Source organism: Paracoccus sp. (in: a-proteobacteria) (genome assembly GCF_047973135.1).
GTDB lineage: Bacteria > Pseudomonadota > Alphaproteobacteria > Rhodobacterales > Rhodobacteraceae > Paracoccus.
The window spans coordinates 1-18,808 of the sequence record NZ_JBKEBL010000187.1 but is presented as its reverse complement, the minus strand read 5'-3'; the positions used below and the strand labels follow the sequence as shown (position 1 = coordinate 18,808).

Here is an 18,808-nt window from a genome sequence, read left to right as displayed (position 1 = left end):
CGGGCGCGTTGTGGGGCGGGGTCAGTCCTTGCCGGGTGCGGCGAGGGCCTGCGCAAGGCTTGCCCGCGCCTGCCGCAGCAGGGTGGACAGTTCCGCGATCTGGCTGTCGGTCAGGCCGTGAAGCGTCAGGTCGTTCAGCGATTTCAGTGCGGTAACGAGATCGGACCGGATTGCGTTGGCGGCCTCGGTCTTCCACACTGTCTTGGCGCGGCGGTCGCGTTCGTCGGGTTTGCGCACGACCCATCCTGCAGCCTCCAGCCGGTCGATCACGCCGCTGATGGTGACGGTGCCCAGATCCATGCGCCGGGCCAGTTCGACCTGCGTGGCGCCATCCCTGACCATCAGGTGATGCAGCAGCATGGCCTGTGTGAAGGTCAGGCCGAGGGGCGCGACAAAGCGATCATACAGCGTAACGCGCATGCGGGAAATGTCGTTGAACAGAAATCCGATGCTGCGTTCCCTGTTTTCCATATCGGTCAATGTTGTCTTCTCGGGAATGCCTGATGGCGGCACATTATTCGCTTCGCCCGGCAATGGCCAGTCGCTTGCTGTCACGGGGCGGATGCCGTCCAGTCGGGGCGGCGTTTTTCGACAAAGGCGGACTGGCCCTCTTGCCCCTCGGGCGAGAGGTTAAGATCGGCAAAGCGTTCGGCGGCAAAACGGCCAAGTTCCGCGACGGGCATGTTGCCCACGCGGTTCATGATGGCCTTGGTCGCGGCATTGGCCTGCGGCCCGCAGCGCATGATCTGCGCGACCACCTCATCCAGTTTCGTGGCCCCCTGATCGTCAGCGACAAGATGGTGGCCGACGCCAAGGCGCAGCGCCTCGGTTGCATCGATCCGGCGGCCCGTCACCGCCAGCGCGCGGGCCTGACTCAGCCCGATGCGCCGTACCACATAGGGGGCGATCTGGGCGGGCGTTACCCCCAGCGTTGTTTCAGGCATGCCCATCAGGGCCGATTCCGTCAGGATGGTGATGTCGCAGAGGCAGGCATAGCCCATGCCGCCGCCAAAGGCCGCGCCCTGCACCAGCGCGACCGTTACCTGGGGCAGTGCCTCGAACCGGGCAAAGGTCTGCCCCGCCGCCTGATTGCGCGCGGCGATATCGTCGCGGCTTTCGGTCCGGCCCGATTGCGCCATGGCCCGCCTTTCCTTGATGTCGCCGCCCGCACAGAAATTTCCGCCCGCGCCCGCCAGCGTGACGACGCGAATCGTCGTCTGCCCCTCAAGCCATTCGACCAGCGCGCCGATTTCGCGGCTCATGGCGCTGTTGACGGCATTGCGCTGGCCGGGGCGGTTGAACAGCACGTCAAGCCGCCCGCGATTCAGCCGCAATTCAAGAAATTCGAACGAGGGCAGCGCCCCGGCATCGCCTTGCATTGATCTTCCTCCGTTGCGCGTTTTTGCGTTGCCAAATTATATTCGCATGCTAATTATAAAAACAAGAACTATCGGGGGAGGCAGGTCATGATTCTGACCCATGAACATCGCGAACTTATGGATTCCGTCCGCAAATTCGCCGAACAGGAAATCAATCCGCATCTGGATCCGTGGGAAGAGGCCGAGATCTATCCCGCGCATGAGGTGTTTCGAAAGCTGGGCAGGCTGGGTCTGCTGGGGATAGGCAAGCCCGAACAGTTCGGCGGGTTGGGGCTGGATTATTCCTATGAGGCAGCGGCATCCGAGGCCCTGGGTTACGTGGCCTGTGGCGGCGTTTCGATGAGCATTGGCGTGCAGACCAACATGGCGACGCCGGCGCTGGCGCGTTATGGTTCGGACGAATTGCGGCGTGAATATCTGGCCCCGGCGATCACGGGCGACATGGTCGCCTCGATTGGCGTGACCGAGACGGGGGCGGGGTCCGATGTTGCCAGCCTGAAAACGGTGGCGCACAAGGATAGCGGCGATTACGTCATCACCGGGTCCAAGATGTATATCACCAACGGCATGCAGGCCGACTGGATGTGCTGCCTGTGCAATACCGGTGACGGGCCGGTGCACAAGAACAAGTCGCTGATCGTCGTGCCGCTGAACGCAAATGGCGTTACCCGGCAGAAACTGCGCAAGCTGGGGATGTGGTCTTCGGACACGGCGCAGATATTCCTGGACGAGGTGCGGGTGCCGCAGACCAACCGCATCGGCGAGGAAAACATGGGCTTCATCTATCAGATGCAGCAGTTTCAGGAGGAACGGCTGTACGCCGCAGCGCGCGGACCCCGCGTCATGGAAGAGGCGATCCGCGAGACGGTCGAATATACCTCGGGGCGGACGGTCTTTGGCCGCCCGGTGCTGGACAATCAGGTAGTGCATTTCCGGCTGGCTGAATTGCAGACCGAGATCGAGGCCCTGCGCGCACTGACCTGGGGCGCGGTCGAACGCTATGTCGCGGGCGAGGATGTGACGCTTCTGGCCTCGATGGCCAAGCTGAAGGTCGGGCGGTTGCAGCGCGAGGTGATGGATTCCTGCCTGCAATACTGGGGTGGCCTTGGCTTCATGTGGGAAAGTTCCATCGCGCGGCGCTATCGCGATTTCCGGCTGACCTCGATCGGTGGCGGCGCGGATGAGGTGATGTTGCAGGTCATCGCAAAATCGCTTGGCCTTGCGCCGGGAAGGAAGTGACGCACATGCCCCGCTTTCAAAGCCGCGTGCAGCCTGGCAGCGCGGAGTATCAGGCCAACCGCGCAGGGATGCTGGCGCTTGTCGATGAGCTGCGCGAAATCGAAGCGCGGGCCGCCGCGCTGTCGGAAAAGCGTCGTCCCCGGTTCGAGGAACGCGGCCAGCTTTTGCCGCGCGAACGGGTGGCCGCGCTGCTGGATCCGGGTATGCCTTTTTTGCAGCTTTACGGTCTGGCGAATTACCTTGTCGATGATGAGGATCCGGCAACCAGCGTGCCGGGGGCAAGTTCAATCGCCGGAATTGGCTTTGTGGGCGGCGTCCGCGCGATGATCTTTGCCAGCGACAGCGGCATTTCGGCGGGGGCGATGCTGGTCCGCACGGGCGAAAAGCTGCGGGCCTGTCTGGACATCGCGCTGGACAAGAAACTGCCTTTCATCTTTCTGGTCGAAAGCGCGGGCGCGAACCTGCTGGATTACCGGGTCGAGACATGGTCGCGCGGCGGCGGCGCGTTTTTCCGCATGGCGCGACTGTCGGCGGCGGGCATTCCGTCCTTTGTGATCCTGCATGGCCCCTCGGTCGCGGGCGGGGCGTACTTTCCCGGCATGGCGGATTACGTCATCGCCGTGAAAGGCCGGGGCAGGGCGGCTTTGGGAGGGGCCGCCCTGGTCCGTGCGGCGACGGGCGAGATTGCCGACGAAGAGGATCTTGCCGGTGCCGAGATGCACGCCACCCGCACCGGCAGCGTCGAATATCTGGCCGAGGACGATGCCGATGCCATCGCCACGCTGCGCGACCTGATCGGGCGGACAGGCTGGAACGACCGCTGCGGCGCGGATGATCGCGGCGCGGCGGTACCTCCGCATTACGACCCCGACCAGTTGGCGGGGGTGGTGCCGGTCGATTACCGCACCGCCTTTGACATGCGCGAGGTGGTGGCGCGGATCGTCGATGGCTCGGATTTTCAGGAATACAAGCCCCGTTACGGCGCAGCCTCGCTGTGTTGTCACGGCGCGATCATGGGCATTCCCTGCGGGATCGTGGGCAATAACGGCCCCTTCGACACGCAGGGGGCCACCAAGGTCGCGCAATTCCTGCAAGCCTGCGATCAGGCCGGTCTGCCGGTGATCTTTCTGAACAACATCACCGGATTCATGGTTGGCAAAAGCTATGAGCATGCGGGCATGATCAAGCATGGCTCCAAGCTGATTCAGGCGGTGTCGAACCTGCGCACGCCGCGCATCTCGCTGTTTATCGGGGCCAGTTTCGGGGCCGGGAACTATGCCATGTGCGGCGCGGCGTTCGAACCCGATTTCCTGTTCACCTGGCCCAACGCCCAGACCGGAGTGATGGGCGGGGAACAGGCCGCCATGACGATGGAACAGGTCGCCCGCAGCGGTGCCGAACGTCGCGGCGTTCCGGTAGACGAGGACGGGCTGGCCCGCCAGCGCGCGCGGCTTGAGACGCATTACAACCGGCAAAGCCATGCCTTCTATACCTCGGGACGGCTGCTGGATCAGGGGGTCATCGACCCGCGCGACACCCGCCGCGTGCTGGGGTTCGCGCTGGAAACCTGTCGCGAGGCGCGGGCGCGCGATCTGTCGCCCAACACGTTCGGGGTGGCCCGTCAATGACAATCGGAAAGAACATCACCGGACCGTTCGATTCGGTCCTGATCGCCAATCGCGGCGAAATCGCGGTGCGGGTGGCGCACACGTTAAGGCGGATGGGCATCCGCTCGGTCGCGATCCACTCGGATGCCGACCGCGACGCGCTGCACGTGCGGGCGGCGGATATGGCGGTCGGTATCGGCGGGCTGACGGCGCGCGAGTCATATCTGGATATTGGCAAGGTTATCGAGGCCGCCCGCCGCAGCAGAGCGAGGGCGATTCATCCCGGCTATGGCTTTCTGTCCGAAAATGCCGATTTCGCGCAGGCCTGCCGCGATGCGGGGCTGATCTTCATCGGCCCCTCGCCCGACACGATCCGGCTGATGGGCGACAAGGCTGCGGCCAAGCGGCATATGCGCGCGTCGGGGGTGCCCTGCCTTCCGGGTTATGACGGCGAGGATCAGTCCGTTCCCCGGCTGATTGCCGAGGGCAGGACGATCGGCTTTCCGCTGATGGTCAAGGCGGCGGCGGGCGGCGGAGGGCGCGGCATGCGCATCGCGCCCGATGCCGCCGCATTGCCCGGCGCCATTCAGGCGGCTCGCGACGAGGCGCTGTCCACCTTTGGCTCGGGCGATCTGATCCTGGAGCGCGCGGTCCAGAATCCCCGCCATGTCGAGGTTCAGGTGATGGCCGATGCGCATGGCAACGCAATCCATCTGGGCGAACGCGACTGCTCGGTCCAGCGGCGGCACCAGAAGGTGATCGAGGAAGCGCCCTGTCCGGTGCTGACCCCTGATCAGCGCGCCCATATCGGCCGGATCAGTGCCGAGGCCGCGCGCAGCATCGGCTATCTGGGTGCCGGAACGATGGAGTTCCTGCTGGACGATGCCGGCGATCTGTTCTTCCTTGAGATGAACACCCGCCTTCAGGTCGAACATCCTGTGACCGAAATGGTGACGGGGCTGGATCTGGTCGGGATGCAGATCCGCGTGGCGCGCGGGCAGACGCTTGGCATGACGCAGGACGATCTGCGCATGGATGGCCACGCGATCGAGATCAGGCTTTACGCCGAGGATCCGTCTCGCGATTTCGCGCCAGGCATCGGCAGGCTGGCGGAATGGCACCGGCCCTCGGGCGAGGTTCGCATTGATGCAGGGCTGGACCGGGGGCAAGAGATCACACCCTATTACGATTCCATGATTGCCAAGCTGATCGCCCACGGCCAGACCCGGTCCGAGGCGCTGGACAAGCTGGTCATGGCGCTGCGCGAGAATGCGGTATTCGGGTTTGCGACCAATCAGGCGTTTCTGCTGGACCTGCTGACCGCGCCCGATTTCGTTGCGGGTCGGGCCACCACGTCATTCATCGGTCAGCGGTTCGGCGAGGCGGGCTTTCCCACGCCCCAGCCGTCACCCGACGATTGGGCGCTGGCGGCGGTAATGCTGTTTTGTGCGGGTGCAGAACGGATGTTCTCGCGCTCGCGCTACTGCTCGGCGGAATTGCGCGGCTGGTCCTCGGCCACGCCGCTGCCCAAGCGGATGGTGCTGGTGAACGGCTCCACGACGCTGCCGCTGAGCGTGACCCCCGATGCCGGGGGCTGGCAGGTCCGCGGCGGGAACAGGCATTGCCACGTGCGGCTTGAGGGTCAAGGCCGCTGGCAGGTTGATGGTCGCGCGGTTCGGTTGCTGGCCCATTTGCGCGATGATGCGGCGGTTACGCTGTTCGTTGACGGCGTGACCCATGAATTTCGCCTCCAGACTCCGGGCGCGGCCGGGCAGGGCGCAGGCAGCGGTACGGTCTTTGCGCCGATGCACGGGCAATTGATCGAATGCTTTGTCCGCCCCGGTGACCGGGTATCCGCCGGCGACCGGCTGTTCCTGCTTGAGGCGATGAAAATGCAACACGCCATTCTGGCCGATTGCGACGGAACCGTCGAAGACCTGCCCGTCACCGCCCCCGCGCAGGTGGCCGAGGGCGACCTGATCTGCCGCATAGCCGAAACGGAGGAATGATCATGAACGACACTGCCGGGTTCGGCCCGCTGGACGGCCTCAAGGTTCTGGACATCGCGACGATCATCGCCGGGCCTATGGTCGCGACGCTGATGGCCGATTTCGGGGCCGATGTAACCAAGCTGGAACTGCCGCAGGTGGGTGACGGGTTGCGCGCCTTTCCGCCCTTTCACGAGGGCAAGCCTCTGTGGTGGAAGGCCACCAACCGGGGCAAGCGTTTCGGCACGCTGGATCTGCGCGTGCCCGAGGGCAAGGCCCTGTTCGAGGAACATCTGCGCCGCCACGATGTCCTGATCGAGAATTTCCGCCCCGGAACCCTGGCGAAATGGGGTTTTGACACCGAACGCCTGTGGCAGATCAACCCGCGTCTGGTGATCCTCCGCGTCACCGCCTTCGGACAGGACGGTCCCTATGCGCAGCAGCCCGGTTTTGCCCGCGTATTCGAGGCGATGGGCGGGCTGACCTTCCTGACCGGCGATCCCGACCGCCCGCCGATCCACCCCGGCTATCCCATCGGCGACGTGTTCGGCGGGCTGTTCGGTGCGTTCTCGGTCATGGCGGCGCTGTACCGGATCGCCCGCGACAGGCCCGAAACCGGCGAGGAAATCGACCTGTCGATCACCGAGGCCGTGTTCAAGATCAACGACACTTTCGCCATCGAGTACGACCAGACCGGCAATATCCGCCGCCGCAACGGCAATTTTGCGGGCTATACCGCGCCCTCCAGCGTCTACATGACCCGCGACAAGCAATTCGTGTCGCTGTCGGGCAGCACCACGCGGACATTCCACAACAATGCCCGCGCCATCGACCGCCCCGATCTGGTGGACGAACCGCGCTATCAGACCAATGTCGGTCGCTGCGAGGCGCGCGAGGAACTGGACGGCATTTTCGGAAGCTGGTTCGCCAGTCACAGCATGGACGAGGCGGTCGAGGCGTTTTATCGCGAAAAGGGCACGCTGGCCCCGGTCCTGTCCATTGACCGGATCTTTGCCGACCCGCAATTTCAGGCCCGGCAGGCCATCGCGACCGTGCCCGACGATGATTTCGGCACGGTCCGCATGCAGAATGTCGTGCCGCGCATGCGCAATCATCCGGGCCGCATCCGCTGGTCGGCGCGCGCCCTCGGGGCGGATAACGAGGACATCTATAAGACCGGTCTGGGCCTGTCCGATGACGAATTCGAGGCGATGAAGAAAAATGGCGCAATCTGAACAGACCCGGCAAATGGTGCGGATCGGCGGAGCCTCGGGTTTCTGGGGCGACAGCGCGCTGGCGGCGCGGCAACTGATCGAAGGCGGCAATCTGGATTACCTGACCTTCGACTATCTGGCCGAGGTCACGATGTCGATCCTGACCCGGATGCGCCGCAAATCCGACGATGCGGGCTATGCGCGCGACTTTGTCGCGATGCTGGCCCCGCATCTGCCCGAAATCGCCCGGCGCGGTATCCGGGTGGTGGCGAATGCCGGCGGGGTCAATCTGGATGCCTGCGTTGCTGCCTTGCAGGCGGCCTGCGCTGAACAGGGCGTATCGCTGACGGTGGGCTCGGTTCAGGGCGATGACCTGATGGGCCAGGCCGATGCCGTGCGCGCCTCCGCTCCGGTCGAGATGGAAACCGGTGCGCCGCTGCCCGACCGGCTGACCAGCATGAACGCCTATCTGGGAGCTTTCCCCATTGCCCGCGCGCTGGCGATGGGGGCGGATATCGTTGTCACCGGGCGCTGCGTGGATTCGGCGCTGATCCTTGGGCCGCTGATCCATGAATTCGGTTGGAGGGCGGATGATTTCGACCTGCTGGCGCAGGGCTCGCTTGCCGGGCATCTGCTGGAATGCGGCGCGCAGGTAACGGGCGGCAATTTCACCGACTGGCGGGAAGTGGCGGACGACTGGTCCGATATGGGCTGGCCGATTGCCGGGGTTGCGCGCGATGGCACATTCGTGATCACCAAGCCCGAGGGAACCGGCGGGCTGGTCAGCCGCCTGACCGTGGCCGAACAGTTGCTGTACGAGATCGGCGATCCAGCCACCTATCGTCTGCCGGATGTGACCTGCGATTTCAGCGCCGTCCGGCTGACCGAAATCGCGTCTGACCGGGTTCGGGTCACGGGCGCGCGCGGGCGCAGCCCCTCGGGCCGGTACAAGATCAGCGCAACCCATGCCGATGGCTGGAAGATCGCGGCAATGATGGGTCTTGTCGGGCGTGAGGCCGTGGACAAGGCGCGTGCGCAAGCTGCCGCGCTGCGGGTGCGGGCCGAACGGATCTTTGCCGAACGCGGGCTTGGGCCGTTCAGCGCCTGGGATGTCGATATCATCGGAAGCGAAGGCATGTTCGGCGATGCCGCCGATCCGGCGCTGCGTTCGCTGCGCGAGGTGGTGCTGCGGGTCGTGGCCCGTCACCCCGAGGCGCAGGCGCTGGAGCTGTTCGGCCGCGAATACACCGGCACCGCGCTTGCCATGGCGACGGGCCGTCTGGGGATGGCGGGTGGGCGGCCCAAACCCGCGCCCGTGCTGCGGCTGTTTTCGTTCCTTTATCCCAAGGATGCCGTCACCGTGACGGTCCGGGTGGGCGAGGCCGAGGAACAGGTCGCGCCGATGGATTTCGGCCCCGAGGCCCCGCCCCGGCAGGCAGAGCCTGTTGCCGTTGCCGATCCGGCAAGGGCCGACATGCTTGTCCCGCTGTGGCGACTGGCGGTGGCGCGGTCGGGCGACAAGGGCGACAACGCCAATATCGGCGTGATCGCACGCAGGCCGGAATATCTGCCCTGGTTGCGTGCCAGCCTGACCGAAACGCGCGTGGCGCAGGTCTTTGCCCATCTGGCCGAAGGCCCGGTCGAGCGTTTTGACGCGCCGGGGCTGGACGGGATGAACTTCCTGCTGCACCGCGCCCTTGGCGGCGGCGGCGTGGCCTCGACCCGGCTGGACACGCAGGCCAAGGCCTATGCCCAGATCCTGCTTGAAACCGCTATTCCGGTCCCTCCGGATCTTCCGGGGTTGACGGATTGACCGGCGGGGAAGGGCGGCCGCGCCGACGGTCGGCAGCACCAGCTTGTCCGGGCATCCTGTCCCCGAGAATGGAACCCCGAATGCGCGCAAAGGCGAATGATATAGCTGACGGAAGCTGATTTTGATCACGAAATCTGCGCAGAATCAGCGTCAAATCAAAAGGTTATATTCAGCAACATGGTCACATGAACGCGTCTGGCCATAGAGCGCGCCCAGTACCCTCTGCCAGAAGGGCCCCCGGCACATTGGTCTGGCCCCGAGCATGCCAATCGTGTTTGCCAACGCAACGCCGCCCGCGTACCGGATAGCCATGGGTTCGCGGCATGCCGGCGGCAAATCCACTTTCGTCAAGCTGGACGATGGGCCTTCCATCACTCTGATATGTCGTGATCTTCTCGCGAAAGACATGCCCCGCGGCCTATGTCAGTCAGCGAAGGTCAAGTTCAACCCGAATTTTCTTTGGCAATGCCTTGTAAATAATTTGATAACTTGCGGTAATTCTGTGGCGCATCTCGTCCTCGGGGCTGTCCAGCGGCAGGGCCACCCAACTGCGGTGGAAATAGGCGGCGGGTTGCGCGATACCGGCCTCGATCAGCATTTCTGCGGTTTCGATGCCGTCGGTCTTGACCGAGACCGCAGGTGTCACGGCGCCGGTCACGGCGAACATCTTGCCGCCGACCTTCCAGCAGTCCTGCCCGCCCCCCAGGGATCGCTGAGCTCGGCACCGGGCAGGGCGGCGCAGATGCGGTTCACGGTTTCGCGGCTCATGGTTTCTCTCGCGGTTCCAGCCGGATCAGGATGCCGTCGCGACCACGCACGGTCAAGCGCGCGACGGGAACCGGGGCCTTGTGCCCTGGAGACAGGCGAAAGGCGGCCGCGATCAGGGCCAGCATCAACGGCCCCTCGATCATTGCCATGCCTGCACCGGGGCAGACCCGTGGCCCGGCCGAAAAGGGCAGATAGGCCCGCCGCGCGCTGGTTGCGTTGCCGGGGCCGTCCCACCGGGCGGGGTCGAATTCATCGGGGCGGTCCCACAGCTTTTCGTGGCGGTGCAGATGCCAGGGCGACAGCACAAGCTGCGCGCCCACAGGCACGTCGCGGTCGCGAAAACTTTCGGGCTGCGTCGTCTCCCGGACCATCATGGGTACCGGAGGATAAAGCCGCAGCGCCTCGCGAAAGACGGCGCGGCTGGCGGTCAGGGATGACAGGGCAGCAAAATCGCAGGTCAGGCCCCGGCCTTCGGCGGCAACGCGGTCCTGCCAGCCGGGGCTGGCGGCCAGCAGCCACAATGCCCATGCCAGGGCCGAGGCACTGGTCTCGTGCCCGGCCAGAAAGAAGATGGCGACCTGATCCGCCATCTCGGCCCGGCTGAAGCATTTCCCGGTTTCGGGGTCGGGCGTGGTCATGATCTTGGTCGCCAGATCGTCGGGGGCACTGCCGGCGGCGATGGCGGCAAGGCGGCGGTCCACAAGCTGATCGATCAGCCCGCGAATCCGGGCGGCGGTGGCGCGGGTCCGGCGCGAATGCCAGCGCGGGATCCAGCGTGGCAGCGGCAGCAGCGCGGCCAGGTTGACGATGGGCTGCGCGTCCTGATGGGCGCGAAAGGCGCGAAAGACGCTGCTGGCGGTCTGGTGTTCGATAGGCAGCGAGAACAGCGTGCGAAAGATGACGTCGGCGGCGGCATGGCTGGTTTCAGGCTCGATATCGATCTCGCCGGGGCGCAGTCGGGCGACGGCGGCGGTCGAGGCGGACCAGATGGCCGGAAAGACCTCGCGCAGGCGCCCGCCCTCGAATGCGGGGTCGATGATGCGGCGTTGATGCCGCCATTCGGCCCCGTTGGTCAGAAAGACGGAATTGCCCAGCAGTGGCACCAGCCCCTCGCGCAGGCGGCGCGATTTCGGGAAATCGGCAGGCCGGTCGCGCAGGATCAGTCGCAGCAGCGCAGGGTCGTTGCAGACAAAGCTGTGGATCAGCGGGCTGCGGAATTCGGCCATCCAGGCGTGATACAGCCGCGCGGGCAGGGCGGATAGCAGGTCACGCCGAAAGCCGCGCGCCAGGCGCAGGACCGATCCGCGCCGGTCGCTGCTGTCGGGTTTGGGCGGGATCATCGCGCAAGCCCCGGCCCGACCGGACGGGTGATGCGGCCGGGCGAGGGCGCGCGCCCGGCATAGCGTTGGGCCAGCGGCAGCGGTCCCGTGGTAATGGCGAAATAGTCGTAATCGCCAGGGCGGTCGAAGGCGCAGAGATACTGGAAATGCAGGCGGAACCAGTGCCCGCGCAGGGCCTTTTGCCGCGCCTCTGACAGGGTCTGCGTGAAGGCAGCCGAGATGACCAGCGGCCAGCGCTGCCCCGGCCCGGCCACTCCGGTGACGGCGACCGGATCGCACAGCCCGAAGCAGCAGGCATCGCCGGGGGCCGACACGTCCAGCCAAAAGATCTGCGGCTGTTCGGACAGAAAGGCCAGATCCGCGCGCAGCCGGGTCGCGCGGGGCAGGAAGGCTGCCATCGGCACCACTTGCCCCAGCGTCAGCAGCGCCAGCGCCGGGCCGCCCGGAGGCGATTGCCCCGCCCGCAGCAGATCGGCCAGTAACGACACCGCCAGATAGGCCCCCGACGAATGGCCAATGACCAGCACTTCATCCTCATCTCCGGTCAGCGCCTCGGCCAGAGTCTCACGAAATTCGGCCAGCCGTGCCTCAAGCCGGGGCGGGTAGGCGCCGCCATTCCGGGCGGTGAAGGCATAGTCATGCATCAGATAATAGGCGAAAATCCGGTGATCCAGCCGCCTAAACCCGATCAGGACCGCAACCGCGCAGGCCAGGGCCACGGGCAGCCCGCCCCACAATCCTGTCCAGTGCCACGCCAGCCAGCCGGCCAGCCCCCCCAGCAGCAGCGCCGCCAGCGCCTGCAACAGCAGCACCGCGATCGGATACAGCGCCGCGATCACCGGCCCGCGCCTGAGCCGCATCAGCCGGAACAGCGCACCCGAGCCGATATAGGCCCATGCCGTCGCCACAAGCTGACCATAGGTGGCAGGGATTCCGCCTCGCATGGATTGCTGCACCAGATCGGCCCAGACCAGCACCTCGAACTGTGCCTCGGCGTTGCCTTCGGGAAATTCGCCCCCGGCCCCCCAGCCAAAGGCCGTCTTGCGTTTGCGCGGGCGCATACTGATCCGATAACCCGAAATCGCCGCCTGTTCGGCGGATTCACGCCGGTAAAGTTCGCGATAGCGGCGCGGGGGGATGGGGTCAAAGCCGGGAAGGTAGAGGATTCGGCGGCGGAATGGTCGCGTCATTGAACTGCCTGATTAAGCAAATCGCAGCATAAATCATCCTGTCCGTGCGGCAAGCCCGCGATTGCCGACTATTTGAACCGATTTGTCAGCGCCCGCAGCCGGTCGGCAAGGCTGGCGGGTTCCGGTTCTTGTTCAGGCACGGGTTTTTCGCGGGATCTGGCGGGGGACGCGACCGGGGCAGGGGGCGCAGAGCCGCTGTTGCGCGCAGGCGTGGTTTGGCTGGCCACGGCATTCTGGAACCGGCCGCCATCGCCCGAGGCCAGATGCGGAGCCCCCTCTGCGATGCCGCGCAGCAGATCGTCCAGCCAGTCGCGATCGCCCTTCGCAAAATCCGACAGGACATAGCCCGCGACCCGGTCCTTGTGCCCCGGATGCCCGATTCCCAGGCGGACTCGGTGATAATCGGCCCCGATATGCTGATGGAGCGAGCGCAGGCCGTTATGGCCCGCATGGCCTCCACCCTGTTTCAGCCGGCATTTTCCCGGTGCCAGGTCCAGTTCGTCATGCAGCACGATGACATCCGCCGGCGTCAGTTTCAGATAGCGCATCGCCTCTCCGACCGACTGGCCGGACAGATTCATGAAGGTTTGGGGTTTCAGCAGGGTGACACGCGCATCATTCAGCCTGCCCTCGGAGGTCAGGCCCTGAAACCGTGCGCGCCAGGGCGCGAAACCGTGATCTTCCGCGATCCGCTCTGCCGCCATGAAGCCGATATTATGGCGGTTTCCCGCGTATTTCGCCCCCGGATTGCCAAGTCCGACGATCAGTTTCATGTATCTCTCCTGTGGCCGGATTACGGCGAAGTTGATCGAATTTTGCCCGATCCCTTGCGGCGGACCTTGCCCGTTACTAAGAGTCTGTCAACCTTTCGCGTCTATGACGGGGTGATCGGCCCCAGGCGAATCGCGGGAACCAGGGACAATCAGACAAGGACACAGGATGAGCGATCCGGCAGAAATCTACATGAACACCCTCGTCCCCATGGTGGTCGAACAGACATCGCGCGGCGAACGCGCCTATGACATATTTTCGCGGCTGCTGAAGGAACGGATCATATTCGTGTCGGGGCCGGTGCATGACGGCATGTCCACGCTGGTCTGCGCGCAATTGCTGTTCCTTGAGGCGGAAAACCCGTCCAAGGATATCAGCATGTATATCAACAGTCCGGGCGGTGTCGTGACCTCGGGCCTGTCGATCTATGACACGATGCAATACATCCGCCCGCGCGTGTCCACGCTGGTGGTCGGACAGGCGGCCTCGATGGGTTCGCTTTTGCTGGCCGCGGGCGAACCGGGGCTGCGCTATTCGCTGCCGAACAGCCGGGTGATGGTGCATCAGCCGTCGGGCGGGTTCCGTGGTCAGGCGACCGACATCCTGATTCATGCCCGCGAAACCGAAAAGCTGAAGCGTCGGCTGAACGAAATTTATGTCCAGCATACCGGCCGCACGCTGGAACAGGTCGAAGAGGCGCTGGAACGTGATCGCTTCATGTCCCCGGACGAGGCGAAAGAGTGGGGGCTGATCGACGAGGTTCTGAAACCGCGCGGCAAGGCCGATCCTGACAAAAAATAGAACAGTTTGGGGGATTGTGACGGGCGCGCCGGCCCCCTAACATATGAGCAATTGATTTCCGTCATCCTGCGGGGGTCGCAAGACAGATGATCGATGTGGCGGCGCGACGTTTCCGATGGCCGCCAGTGGCCTTCCGGCAAGGTCGCGCAACGAAGGAAGTGGACGATGGCAAACCAGTCCGGCGACAGTAAGAACACGCTTTATTGCAGCTTTTGCGGCAAAAGCCAGCACGAGGTCCGCAAGCTGATTGCGGGCCCGACGGTGTTCATCTGCGATGAATGCGTTGAACTTTGCATGGACATCATCCGCGAGGAAACCAAGTCGACCGGGCTGAAATCCGGCGACGGGGTGCCCACGCCGCGCGAAATCTGCGGGGTGCTGGACGATTACGTGATCGGGCAGGAACATGCCAAGCGCGTCCTGTCGGTCGCTGTCCACAACCACTACAAGCGCCTGAACCATGGGGCGAAGTCAGATATCGAACTGGCGAAATCGAACATCCTGCTGATTGGCCCGACCGGCTGCGGCAAGACGTTGCTGGCGCAGACTCTGGCGCGGATTCTGGATGTTCCCTTTACCATGGCCGACGCCACGACCCTGACCGAAGCCGGCTATGTCGGCGAGGATGTGGAGAACATCATCCTCAAGCTGTTGCAGGCCAGCGAATACACTGTCGAACGCGCGCAGCGCGGCATCGTCTATATTGACGAGGTTGACAAGATCACGCGCAAATCTGACAATCCCTCGATCACCCGCGACGTTTCGGGTGAGGGGGTGCAGCAGGCCCTGCTGAAAATCATGGAGGGTACGGTCGCCAGCGTGCCCCCGCAGGGTGGGCGCAAGCATCCGCAGCAGGAATTTCTGCAGGTGGACACGACGAATATCCTGTTCATCTGCGGCGGCGCATTTGCCGGGCTGGACCGCATCATCTCGCAGCGCAACAAGGGCACGGCGATGGGCTTTGGTGCCAGCGTCAAGGAAAACGATGATCGCGGCGTGGGCGAGCTGTTCAAGGAACTGGAACCCGAGGACTTGCTGAAATTCGGGCTGATCCCGGAATTTGTCGGCCGTCTGCCGGTGATCGCAACCCTGACCGATCTGGACGAAGAGGCGCTGATCATCATCCTGACCAAGCCCAAGAACGCACTGGTCAAGCAATATCAGCGGCTGTTCGATCTGGAAGGCGTGCAACTGACCTTCACCGAGGATGCGCTGACCGCCATCGCCAAACGCGCCATCGCCCGCAAGACCGGCGCGCGCGGCTTGCGCTCGATCATGGAGGATGTGCTGCTGGACACGATGTTCGACCTGCCCGGACTGGACAGCGTCGAAGAGGTGGTGGTGAACGAGGAAGCGGTAGAGAACGCCGCCGCCAAGCCGCTGTTGATCCATGCCGAACAAAAAAAGGGCAGCGCTTCGGCCGGCTGATACATCGCCGCGCCGAAAACGGCGGCTTTCATGCGTGTTTTACGGAAAACCCGGTCCCGGCCAATTCCGGGACGTCTGGACCTTGGCGGCAAGTTGCGCCATATCTCGATCAAACCGGAAAAATGAGGTTCCGTGCCGATGTCCGTCAAATACAACCTGCTTCGCGCCCTGACTTGGTGGAACAGCGAAACCATCAACACGCAGTTCTGGACCTGGCGCAATGGCAAGAAGGTCGGCGAGGATGATGCCGGCAATGTGTTCTACGAAAGCAAGGACGGCAAGCGCCGCTGGGTCATCTATAATGGCGAGATGGAGGCAAGCCGGATCACGCCCGAATGGCATGGCTGGCTGCATCACACATGGGCCGAACCGCCCACGCAGGATCCCTTGCCGCATAAACCCTGGGAAAAGCCGCATCTGCCGAATCTGACCGGCACGACCAAGGCCTATCACCCGGACGGGTCGCTGTATTTCCCCGATCCGGCGCAGCGGCGCGATTATGACGCGTGGCAGCCGGAATAGATGAGCGTTGCCGCCGAAGAACAGGCCGGGCATCGGGCCGAACTGGTTGCCGGTCTTGCCGTTCTGGCCGTGGCTATCGGGTTCGGTCTCTGGGCGACGGGCGGCGCCAGTCTGCGCGGGGGCTATGAGGTCAGGGCATCCTTTCCCGATGTGGATGGGGTCGAGGTCGGAACCGAAATCCGGCTGGCGGGCGTAAAGATCGGTCGCGTGACCGGTGTAGCGCTGAACCCGCAGACCTATATGGCCGACGCAACGCTGCGTATCCCCGATGACATCGTCCTGCCCGCCGACAGCGCTGCGCTGATTCAGTCAGACGGGCTGCTGGGCGGCGCCTATATCCAGATCCAGCCCGGCGGCAGCCCCGATGATCTGGCACCAGGGGATGAGATTGAGGATGTGCAGGGTGCCGTCAGCCTGATCCAGTTGATGATGAAATTCATCGACAGCCAGTCGCAGAATGGCGACGCGGCGCAATGATCCGGATCCTTCTTGCTGCGCTTCTGATCCCGCTGGCCATGACCGCCGCTGCTCAGGACATGAAACTGCCCGAGGGCGCGACAACGCCGGAACGGGTGGCGCGGGCCAATGGTGCGGTTCTGCGCGGGCTGGACAAGGTGTCGGGACGGACCACCGACCTGCCGCTGACCGTCGGCCAGGCCGTGCGTTTCGGTCGGCTTGAGGTGCGGCTGGGCGAATGCCGCTATCCGGAAAGCGACCCAAGCTCGGACGCCTATGCGCAACTGACCATCGCCGATCTGACCCAGAACGTGACGCTGTTCAGCGGCTGGATGATCGCCAGTTCGCCCGCGCTGTCGGCGCTGGACGATGCGCGCTATGACGTCTGGGTGATTTCCTGCCAGATCTGACCGGCATCCGGCAGTCCGGCGGCATGGAAATCGGCGTGCAGGGTCATCGCATCGGCAAGCTGTCGGTGATAGGCCTCGCGCGGGATTTCGCGCCCACCCATCCGTGCCAGATGCGGCGTCAGGAATTGCGTGTCGAACAGGGTGAACCCGCAGTGCCGCAAATGCGACGAGGTCCACAGCAGCGCCATCTTTGACCCGTTGGTCCGGGCCGAGACCATCGATTCGCCAAAAAAGGCCGCGCCAAGCGTGACCCCGAAAATACCCCCGGCAAAGCCGCCATCATGCCGGATTTCGATGGCATGGGCATATCCGGCGCGATGCAGGTCGTGATACAGCCCGGCCAGCGGCGCGTTGATCCAGGTCTCGTCGCGCCCCGCGCAGGCTGCGACGACCGCGTCGAAATTGGCGTCCAGATGCGCTGACCAGCCCCCCCGCCGCAGATCGCGCCTGAGCGAGCGCGAGGCATGCACCCCGCCCACCGGAATGATCCCGCGCATCGGCGGATCGAACCAGTAGAGGTCGGGGTCATTCGCATCCTTGGCCATCGGAAAGATGCCGCGCGCATAACCGCTGAGCAGTTGTGCCGGGGTGATCACGGCGGCTCAGCCGTATTTCCGTTCCAGCCAGCGTTCCAGCCAGTGGATCGAGTAATTGCCTTTCTGGATGTCGGGCTCGTCCAGCAGGTCAAGGAACAGTGGCACGGTCGTGTCGATACCATCGACGATCAGTTCGCCAAGGGCACGGTCCAGCCGCGCCAGCGCCTCGCGCCGGTCGCGGCCATGCACGATCAGCTTGCCGATCAGGCTGTCGTAATAGGGCGGGATGGAATAGCCCTGATACAGCGCCGAATCGATCCGCACGCCCAGGCCGCCCGGCGCGTGATACTGGGTGATCTTGCCGGGGCAGGGGCTGAAGCCGGGGATTTTTTCGGCATTGATGCGAACCTCGATGGCATGGCCACGGATTGACAGCTTGTCCTGATCAAATTCCATCTCTCCGCCCGCAGCGACAAGAATCTGCTGGCGGACCAGATCGACGCCAAAGATTGCCTCGGTCACGGGATGTTCGACCTGCAGGCGGGTGTTCATCTCGATGAAATAGAATTGGCCATCCTCATAGAGAAATTCGATGGTGCCCGCGCCTGCATATTGGATTTCGGCCACGGCCTCGGCGCAGATCTTGCCGATACGGTCGCGCTCTTTCGCAGAGATGGCAGGGCCGGGGGCCTCTTCGAAAACCTTCTGGTGGCGGCGTTGCAGAGAACAGTCGCGTTCGCCCAGATGGACGGCACGGCCCTTGCCGTCGCCAAAGACCTGAATTTCGATATGGCGCGGCTTTTGCAGGTATTTCTCGATATAGACATCGGGGTTGCCGAAGGCGGCCTTGGCCTCGGCGCGGGCGGTGCGAAAGGCGACTTCAAGCCCGGTTTCGTCGCGGGCGACCTTCATTCCGCGCCCGCCGCCGCCCGCCGTGGCCTTGATGATCACCGGATAGCCGATCTGCGCCGCGACCTTGCGGGCTTCGGCCACGTCATCGACCCCGCCATCGCTGCCCGGCACGCAGGGCACGCCAAGTGCCTTCATCGTATCCTTGGCGGTGATCTTGTCGCCCATGATGCGGATATGTTCGGCGCGGGGGCCGATGAAGGTGATGCCGTGATCTTCCAGCATCTGCACGAAATTCGCGTTCTCCGACAGAAAGCCGTAACCGGGATGGATGGCCTGTGCGCCGGTGATCTCGCAGGCCGAGATGATGGCGGGCATCGACAGATAGCTGGCGGTCGAGGGTGCGGGGCCGATGCAGACCGATTCGTCGGCCATGCGCACATGCATCGCGTCGCTGTCGGCGGTGGAATGCACCGCGACGGTGCAGATGCCCATTT

The 18,808-nt window shown here is 64.3% G+C and carries 18 protein-coding genes; 10 read left to right on the top strand and 8 right to left on the bottom strand.

Translation table 11 applies throughout. The features are described 5' to 3' along the window. Nucleotides 1–21: 21 nt before the first annotated feature. Complete coding sequence (locus tag ACK5L9_RS14535) at nt 22–471, bottom strand: MarR family winged helix-turn-helix transcriptional regulator (protein WP_416912203.1); 450 nt, start codon at nt 469–471, stop codon at nt 22–24. An 80-nt stretch (nt 472–551) separates the two neighbouring features. After that, the gene (locus ACK5L9_RS14530; RefSeq protein WP_416912184.1) at nt 552–1,379 is read right to left on the bottom strand and encodes an enoyl-CoA hydratase/isomerase family protein; all 828 of its coding nucleotides are present in this window, start codon (nt 1,377–1,379) and stop codon (nt 552–554) included. A gap of 87 nt (nt 1,380–1,466) precedes the next feature. Between ACK5L9_RS14530 and ACK5L9_RS14525 the strand changes: the two genes are divergently transcribed. From ACK5L9_RS14525 to ACK5L9_RS14505, 5 genes are read left to right on the top strand one after another with little or no spacing between them, the layout of a single operon-like run. Beyond that, nucleotides 1,467–2,618, top strand: a complete 1,152-nt coding sequence (locus ACK5L9_RS14525; protein WP_416912183.1) for an acyl-CoA dehydrogenase family protein — start codon at nt 1,467–1,469, stop codon at nt 2,616–2,618. A gap of 5 nt (nt 2,619–2,623) precedes the next feature. Next, nucleotides 2,624–4,246: an acyl-CoA carboxylase subunit beta gene (locus tag ACK5L9_RS14520; RefSeq protein WP_416912182.1), complete on the top strand. Its 1,623-nt coding sequence runs from the start codon at nt 2,624–2,626 to the stop codon at nt 4,244–4,246. After that, nucleotides 4,243–6,234, top strand: a complete 1,992-nt coding sequence (locus ACK5L9_RS14515; RefSeq protein ID WP_416912181.1) for an acetyl/propionyl/methylcrotonyl-CoA carboxylase subunit alpha — start codon at nt 4,243–4,245, stop codon at nt 6,232–6,234. Before ACK5L9_RS14520 ends, ACK5L9_RS14515 begins: the two co-directional genes overlap by 4 nt. A gap of 2 nt (nt 6,235–6,236) precedes the next feature. Beyond that, nucleotides 6,237–7,448: a CaiB/BaiF CoA transferase family protein gene (locus ACK5L9_RS14510; RefSeq protein WP_416912180.1), complete on the top strand. Its 1,212-nt coding sequence runs from the start codon at nt 6,237–6,239 to the stop codon at nt 7,446–7,448. After that, nucleotides 7,435–9,240 (top strand): acyclic terpene utilization AtuA family protein, encoded by a 1,806-nt coding sequence (locus ACK5L9_RS14505; protein WP_416912179.1) that lies wholly within the window; start codon nt 7,435–7,437, stop codon nt 9,238–9,240. The genes ACK5L9_RS14510 and ACK5L9_RS14505 overlap by 14 nt, the downstream gene beginning before the upstream one ends. Nucleotides 9,241–9,667: 427 nt before the next feature. On the opposite strand, the gene ACK5L9_RS14500 is transcribed toward ACK5L9_RS14505, so the two are convergent. The 4 genes from ACK5L9_RS14500 to pth form a co-directional block, all read right to left on the bottom strand. Next, a complete protein-coding gene (locus ACK5L9_RS14500; RefSeq protein ID WP_416912178.1) occupies nt 9,668–9,907 on the bottom strand; it encodes an MmcQ/YjbR family DNA-binding protein in 240 nt (79 codons plus the stop codon). Nucleotides 9,908–10,004: 97 nt separating this feature from the next. Next, nucleotides 10,005–11,348, bottom strand: coding sequence for a cytochrome P450 (locus ACK5L9_RS14495; RefSeq protein ID WP_416912177.1), 1,344 nt, complete (start codon nt 11,346–11,348; stop codon nt 10,005–10,007). Continuing rightward, nucleotides 11,345–12,538: a hypothetical protein gene (locus tag ACK5L9_RS14490; RefSeq protein WP_416912176.1), complete on the bottom strand. Its 1,194-nt coding sequence runs from the start codon at nt 12,536–12,538 to the stop codon at nt 11,345–11,347. The genes ACK5L9_RS14495 and ACK5L9_RS14490 overlap by 4 nt, the downstream gene beginning before the upstream one ends. 68 nt (nt 12,539–12,606) lie before the next feature. Next, complete coding sequence (gene pth, locus ACK5L9_RS14485; RefSeq protein WP_416912175.1) at nt 12,607–13,311, bottom strand: aminoacyl-tRNA hydrolase; 705 nt, start codon at nt 13,309–13,311, stop codon at nt 12,607–12,609. Nucleotides 13,312–13,477: 166 nt separating this feature from the next. Here pth and ACK5L9_RS14480 point away from each other — a divergent pair, with 166 nt between their 5' ends. From ACK5L9_RS14480 to ACK5L9_RS14460, 5 genes are all read left to right on the top strand, one after another. Continuing rightward, nucleotides 13,478–14,110 (top strand): ATP-dependent Clp protease proteolytic subunit, encoded by a 633-nt coding sequence (locus ACK5L9_RS14480; RefSeq protein WP_416912174.1) that lies wholly within the window; start codon nt 13,478–13,480, stop codon nt 14,108–14,110. Between the two features lie 165 nt (nt 14,111–14,275). After that, nucleotides 14,276–15,538: an ATP-dependent Clp protease ATP-binding subunit ClpX gene (gene clpX / locus ACK5L9_RS14475; protein WP_416912173.1), complete on the top strand. Its 1,263-nt coding sequence runs from the start codon at nt 14,276–14,278 to the stop codon at nt 15,536–15,538. A gap of 138 nt (nt 15,539–15,676) precedes the next feature. Continuing rightward, the gene (locus ACK5L9_RS14470; protein WP_416912202.1) at nt 15,677–16,060 is read left to right on the top strand and encodes an NADH:ubiquinone oxidoreductase subunit NDUFA12; all 384 of its coding nucleotides are present in this window, start codon (nt 15,677–15,679) and stop codon (nt 16,058–16,060) included. Further along, nucleotides 16,061–16,537: an outer membrane lipid asymmetry maintenance protein MlaD gene (gene mlaD / locus ACK5L9_RS14465; protein WP_416912172.1), complete on the top strand. Its 477-nt coding sequence runs from the start codon at nt 16,061–16,063 to the stop codon at nt 16,535–16,537. Further along, entirely contained in the window at nt 16,534–16,926 is a 393-nt protein-coding gene (locus ACK5L9_RS14460; protein ID WP_416912171.1) for a DUF2155 domain-containing protein, read from the top strand. The genes mlaD and ACK5L9_RS14460 overlap by 4 nt, the downstream gene beginning before the upstream one ends. Here ACK5L9_RS14460 and aat read toward each other — a convergent pair. Together aat and accC are read right to left on the bottom strand one after the other, a co-directional pair. Beyond that, entirely contained in the window at nt 16,893–17,522 is a 630-nt protein-coding gene (gene aat / locus ACK5L9_RS14455; RefSeq protein ID WP_416912170.1) for a leucyl/phenylalanyl-tRNA--protein transferase, read from the bottom strand. The two genes, ACK5L9_RS14460 and aat, sit on opposite strands and share 34 nt — an antisense overlap. A 6-nt stretch (nt 17,523–17,528) precedes the next feature. After that, nucleotides 17,529–18,808 (bottom strand): acetyl-CoA carboxylase biotin carboxylase subunit (gene accC, locus ACK5L9_RS14450; RefSeq protein ID WP_416912169.1); only part of this gene is annotated, 1,280 nt, incomplete at its 5' end.

What these genes read in the sequence shown, in the direction of transcription:
- pth (WP_416912175.1), bottom strand. Translation starts at nt 13,311, where the DNA reads ATGAAACTGATCGTCGGACTTGGCAATCCGGGGGCGAAATACGCGGGA.
- clpX (WP_416912173.1), top strand. Translation starts at nt 14,276, where the DNA reads ATGGCAAACCAGTCCGGCGACAGTAAGAACACGCTTTATTGCAGCTTT.
- ACK5L9_RS14490 (WP_416912176.1), bottom strand. Translation starts at nt 12,538, where the DNA reads ATGACGCGACCATTCCGCCGCCGAATCCTCTACCTTCCCGGCTTTGAC.
- ACK5L9_RS14525 (WP_416912183.1), top strand. Translation starts at nt 1,467, where the DNA reads ATGATTCTGACCCATGAACATCGCGAACTTATGGATTCCGTCCGCAAA.
- ACK5L9_RS14520 (WP_416912182.1), top strand. Translation starts at nt 2,624, where the DNA reads ATGCCCCGCTTTCAAAGCCGCGTGCAGCCTGGCAGCGCGGAGTATCAG.
- ACK5L9_RS14470 (WP_416912202.1), top strand. Translation starts at nt 15,677, where the DNA reads ATGTCCGTCAAATACAACCTGCTTCGCGCCCTGACTTGGTGGAACAGC.
- ACK5L9_RS14500 (WP_416912178.1), bottom strand. Translation starts at nt 9,907, where the DNA reads ATGTTCGCCGTGACCGGCGCCGTGACACCTGCGGTCTCGGTCAAGACC.
- ACK5L9_RS14510 (WP_416912180.1), top strand. Translation starts at nt 6,237, where the DNA reads ATGAACGACACTGCCGGGTTCGGCCCGCTGGACGGCCTCAAGGTTCTG.
- ACK5L9_RS14495 (WP_416912177.1), bottom strand. Translation starts at nt 11,348, where the DNA reads ATGATCCCGCCCAAACCCGACAGCAGCGACCGGCGCGGATCGGTCCTG.
- ACK5L9_RS14480 (WP_416912174.1), top strand. Translation starts at nt 13,478, where the DNA reads ATGAGCGATCCGGCAGAAATCTACATGAACACCCTCGTCCCCATGGTG.
- ACK5L9_RS14460 (WP_416912171.1), top strand. Translation starts at nt 16,534, where the DNA reads ATGATCCGGATCCTTCTTGCTGCGCTTCTGATCCCGCTGGCCATGACC.
- ACK5L9_RS14530 (WP_416912184.1), bottom strand. Translation starts at nt 1,379, where the DNA reads ATGCAAGGCGATGCCGGGGCGCTGCCCTCGTTCGAATTTCTTGAATTG.
- ACK5L9_RS14535 (WP_416912203.1), bottom strand. Translation starts at nt 471, where the DNA reads ATGGAAAACAGGGAACGCAGCATCGGATTTCTGTTCAACGACATTTCC.
- ACK5L9_RS14515 (WP_416912181.1), top strand. Translation starts at nt 4,243, where the DNA reads ATGACAATCGGAAAGAACATCACCGGACCGTTCGATTCGGTCCTGATC.
- mlaD (WP_416912172.1), top strand. Translation starts at nt 16,061, where the DNA reads ATGAGCGTTGCCGCCGAAGAACAGGCCGGGCATCGGGCCGAACTGGTT.
- ACK5L9_RS14505 (WP_416912179.1), top strand. Translation starts at nt 7,435, where the DNA reads ATGGCGCAATCTGAACAGACCCGGCAAATGGTGCGGATCGGCGGAGCC.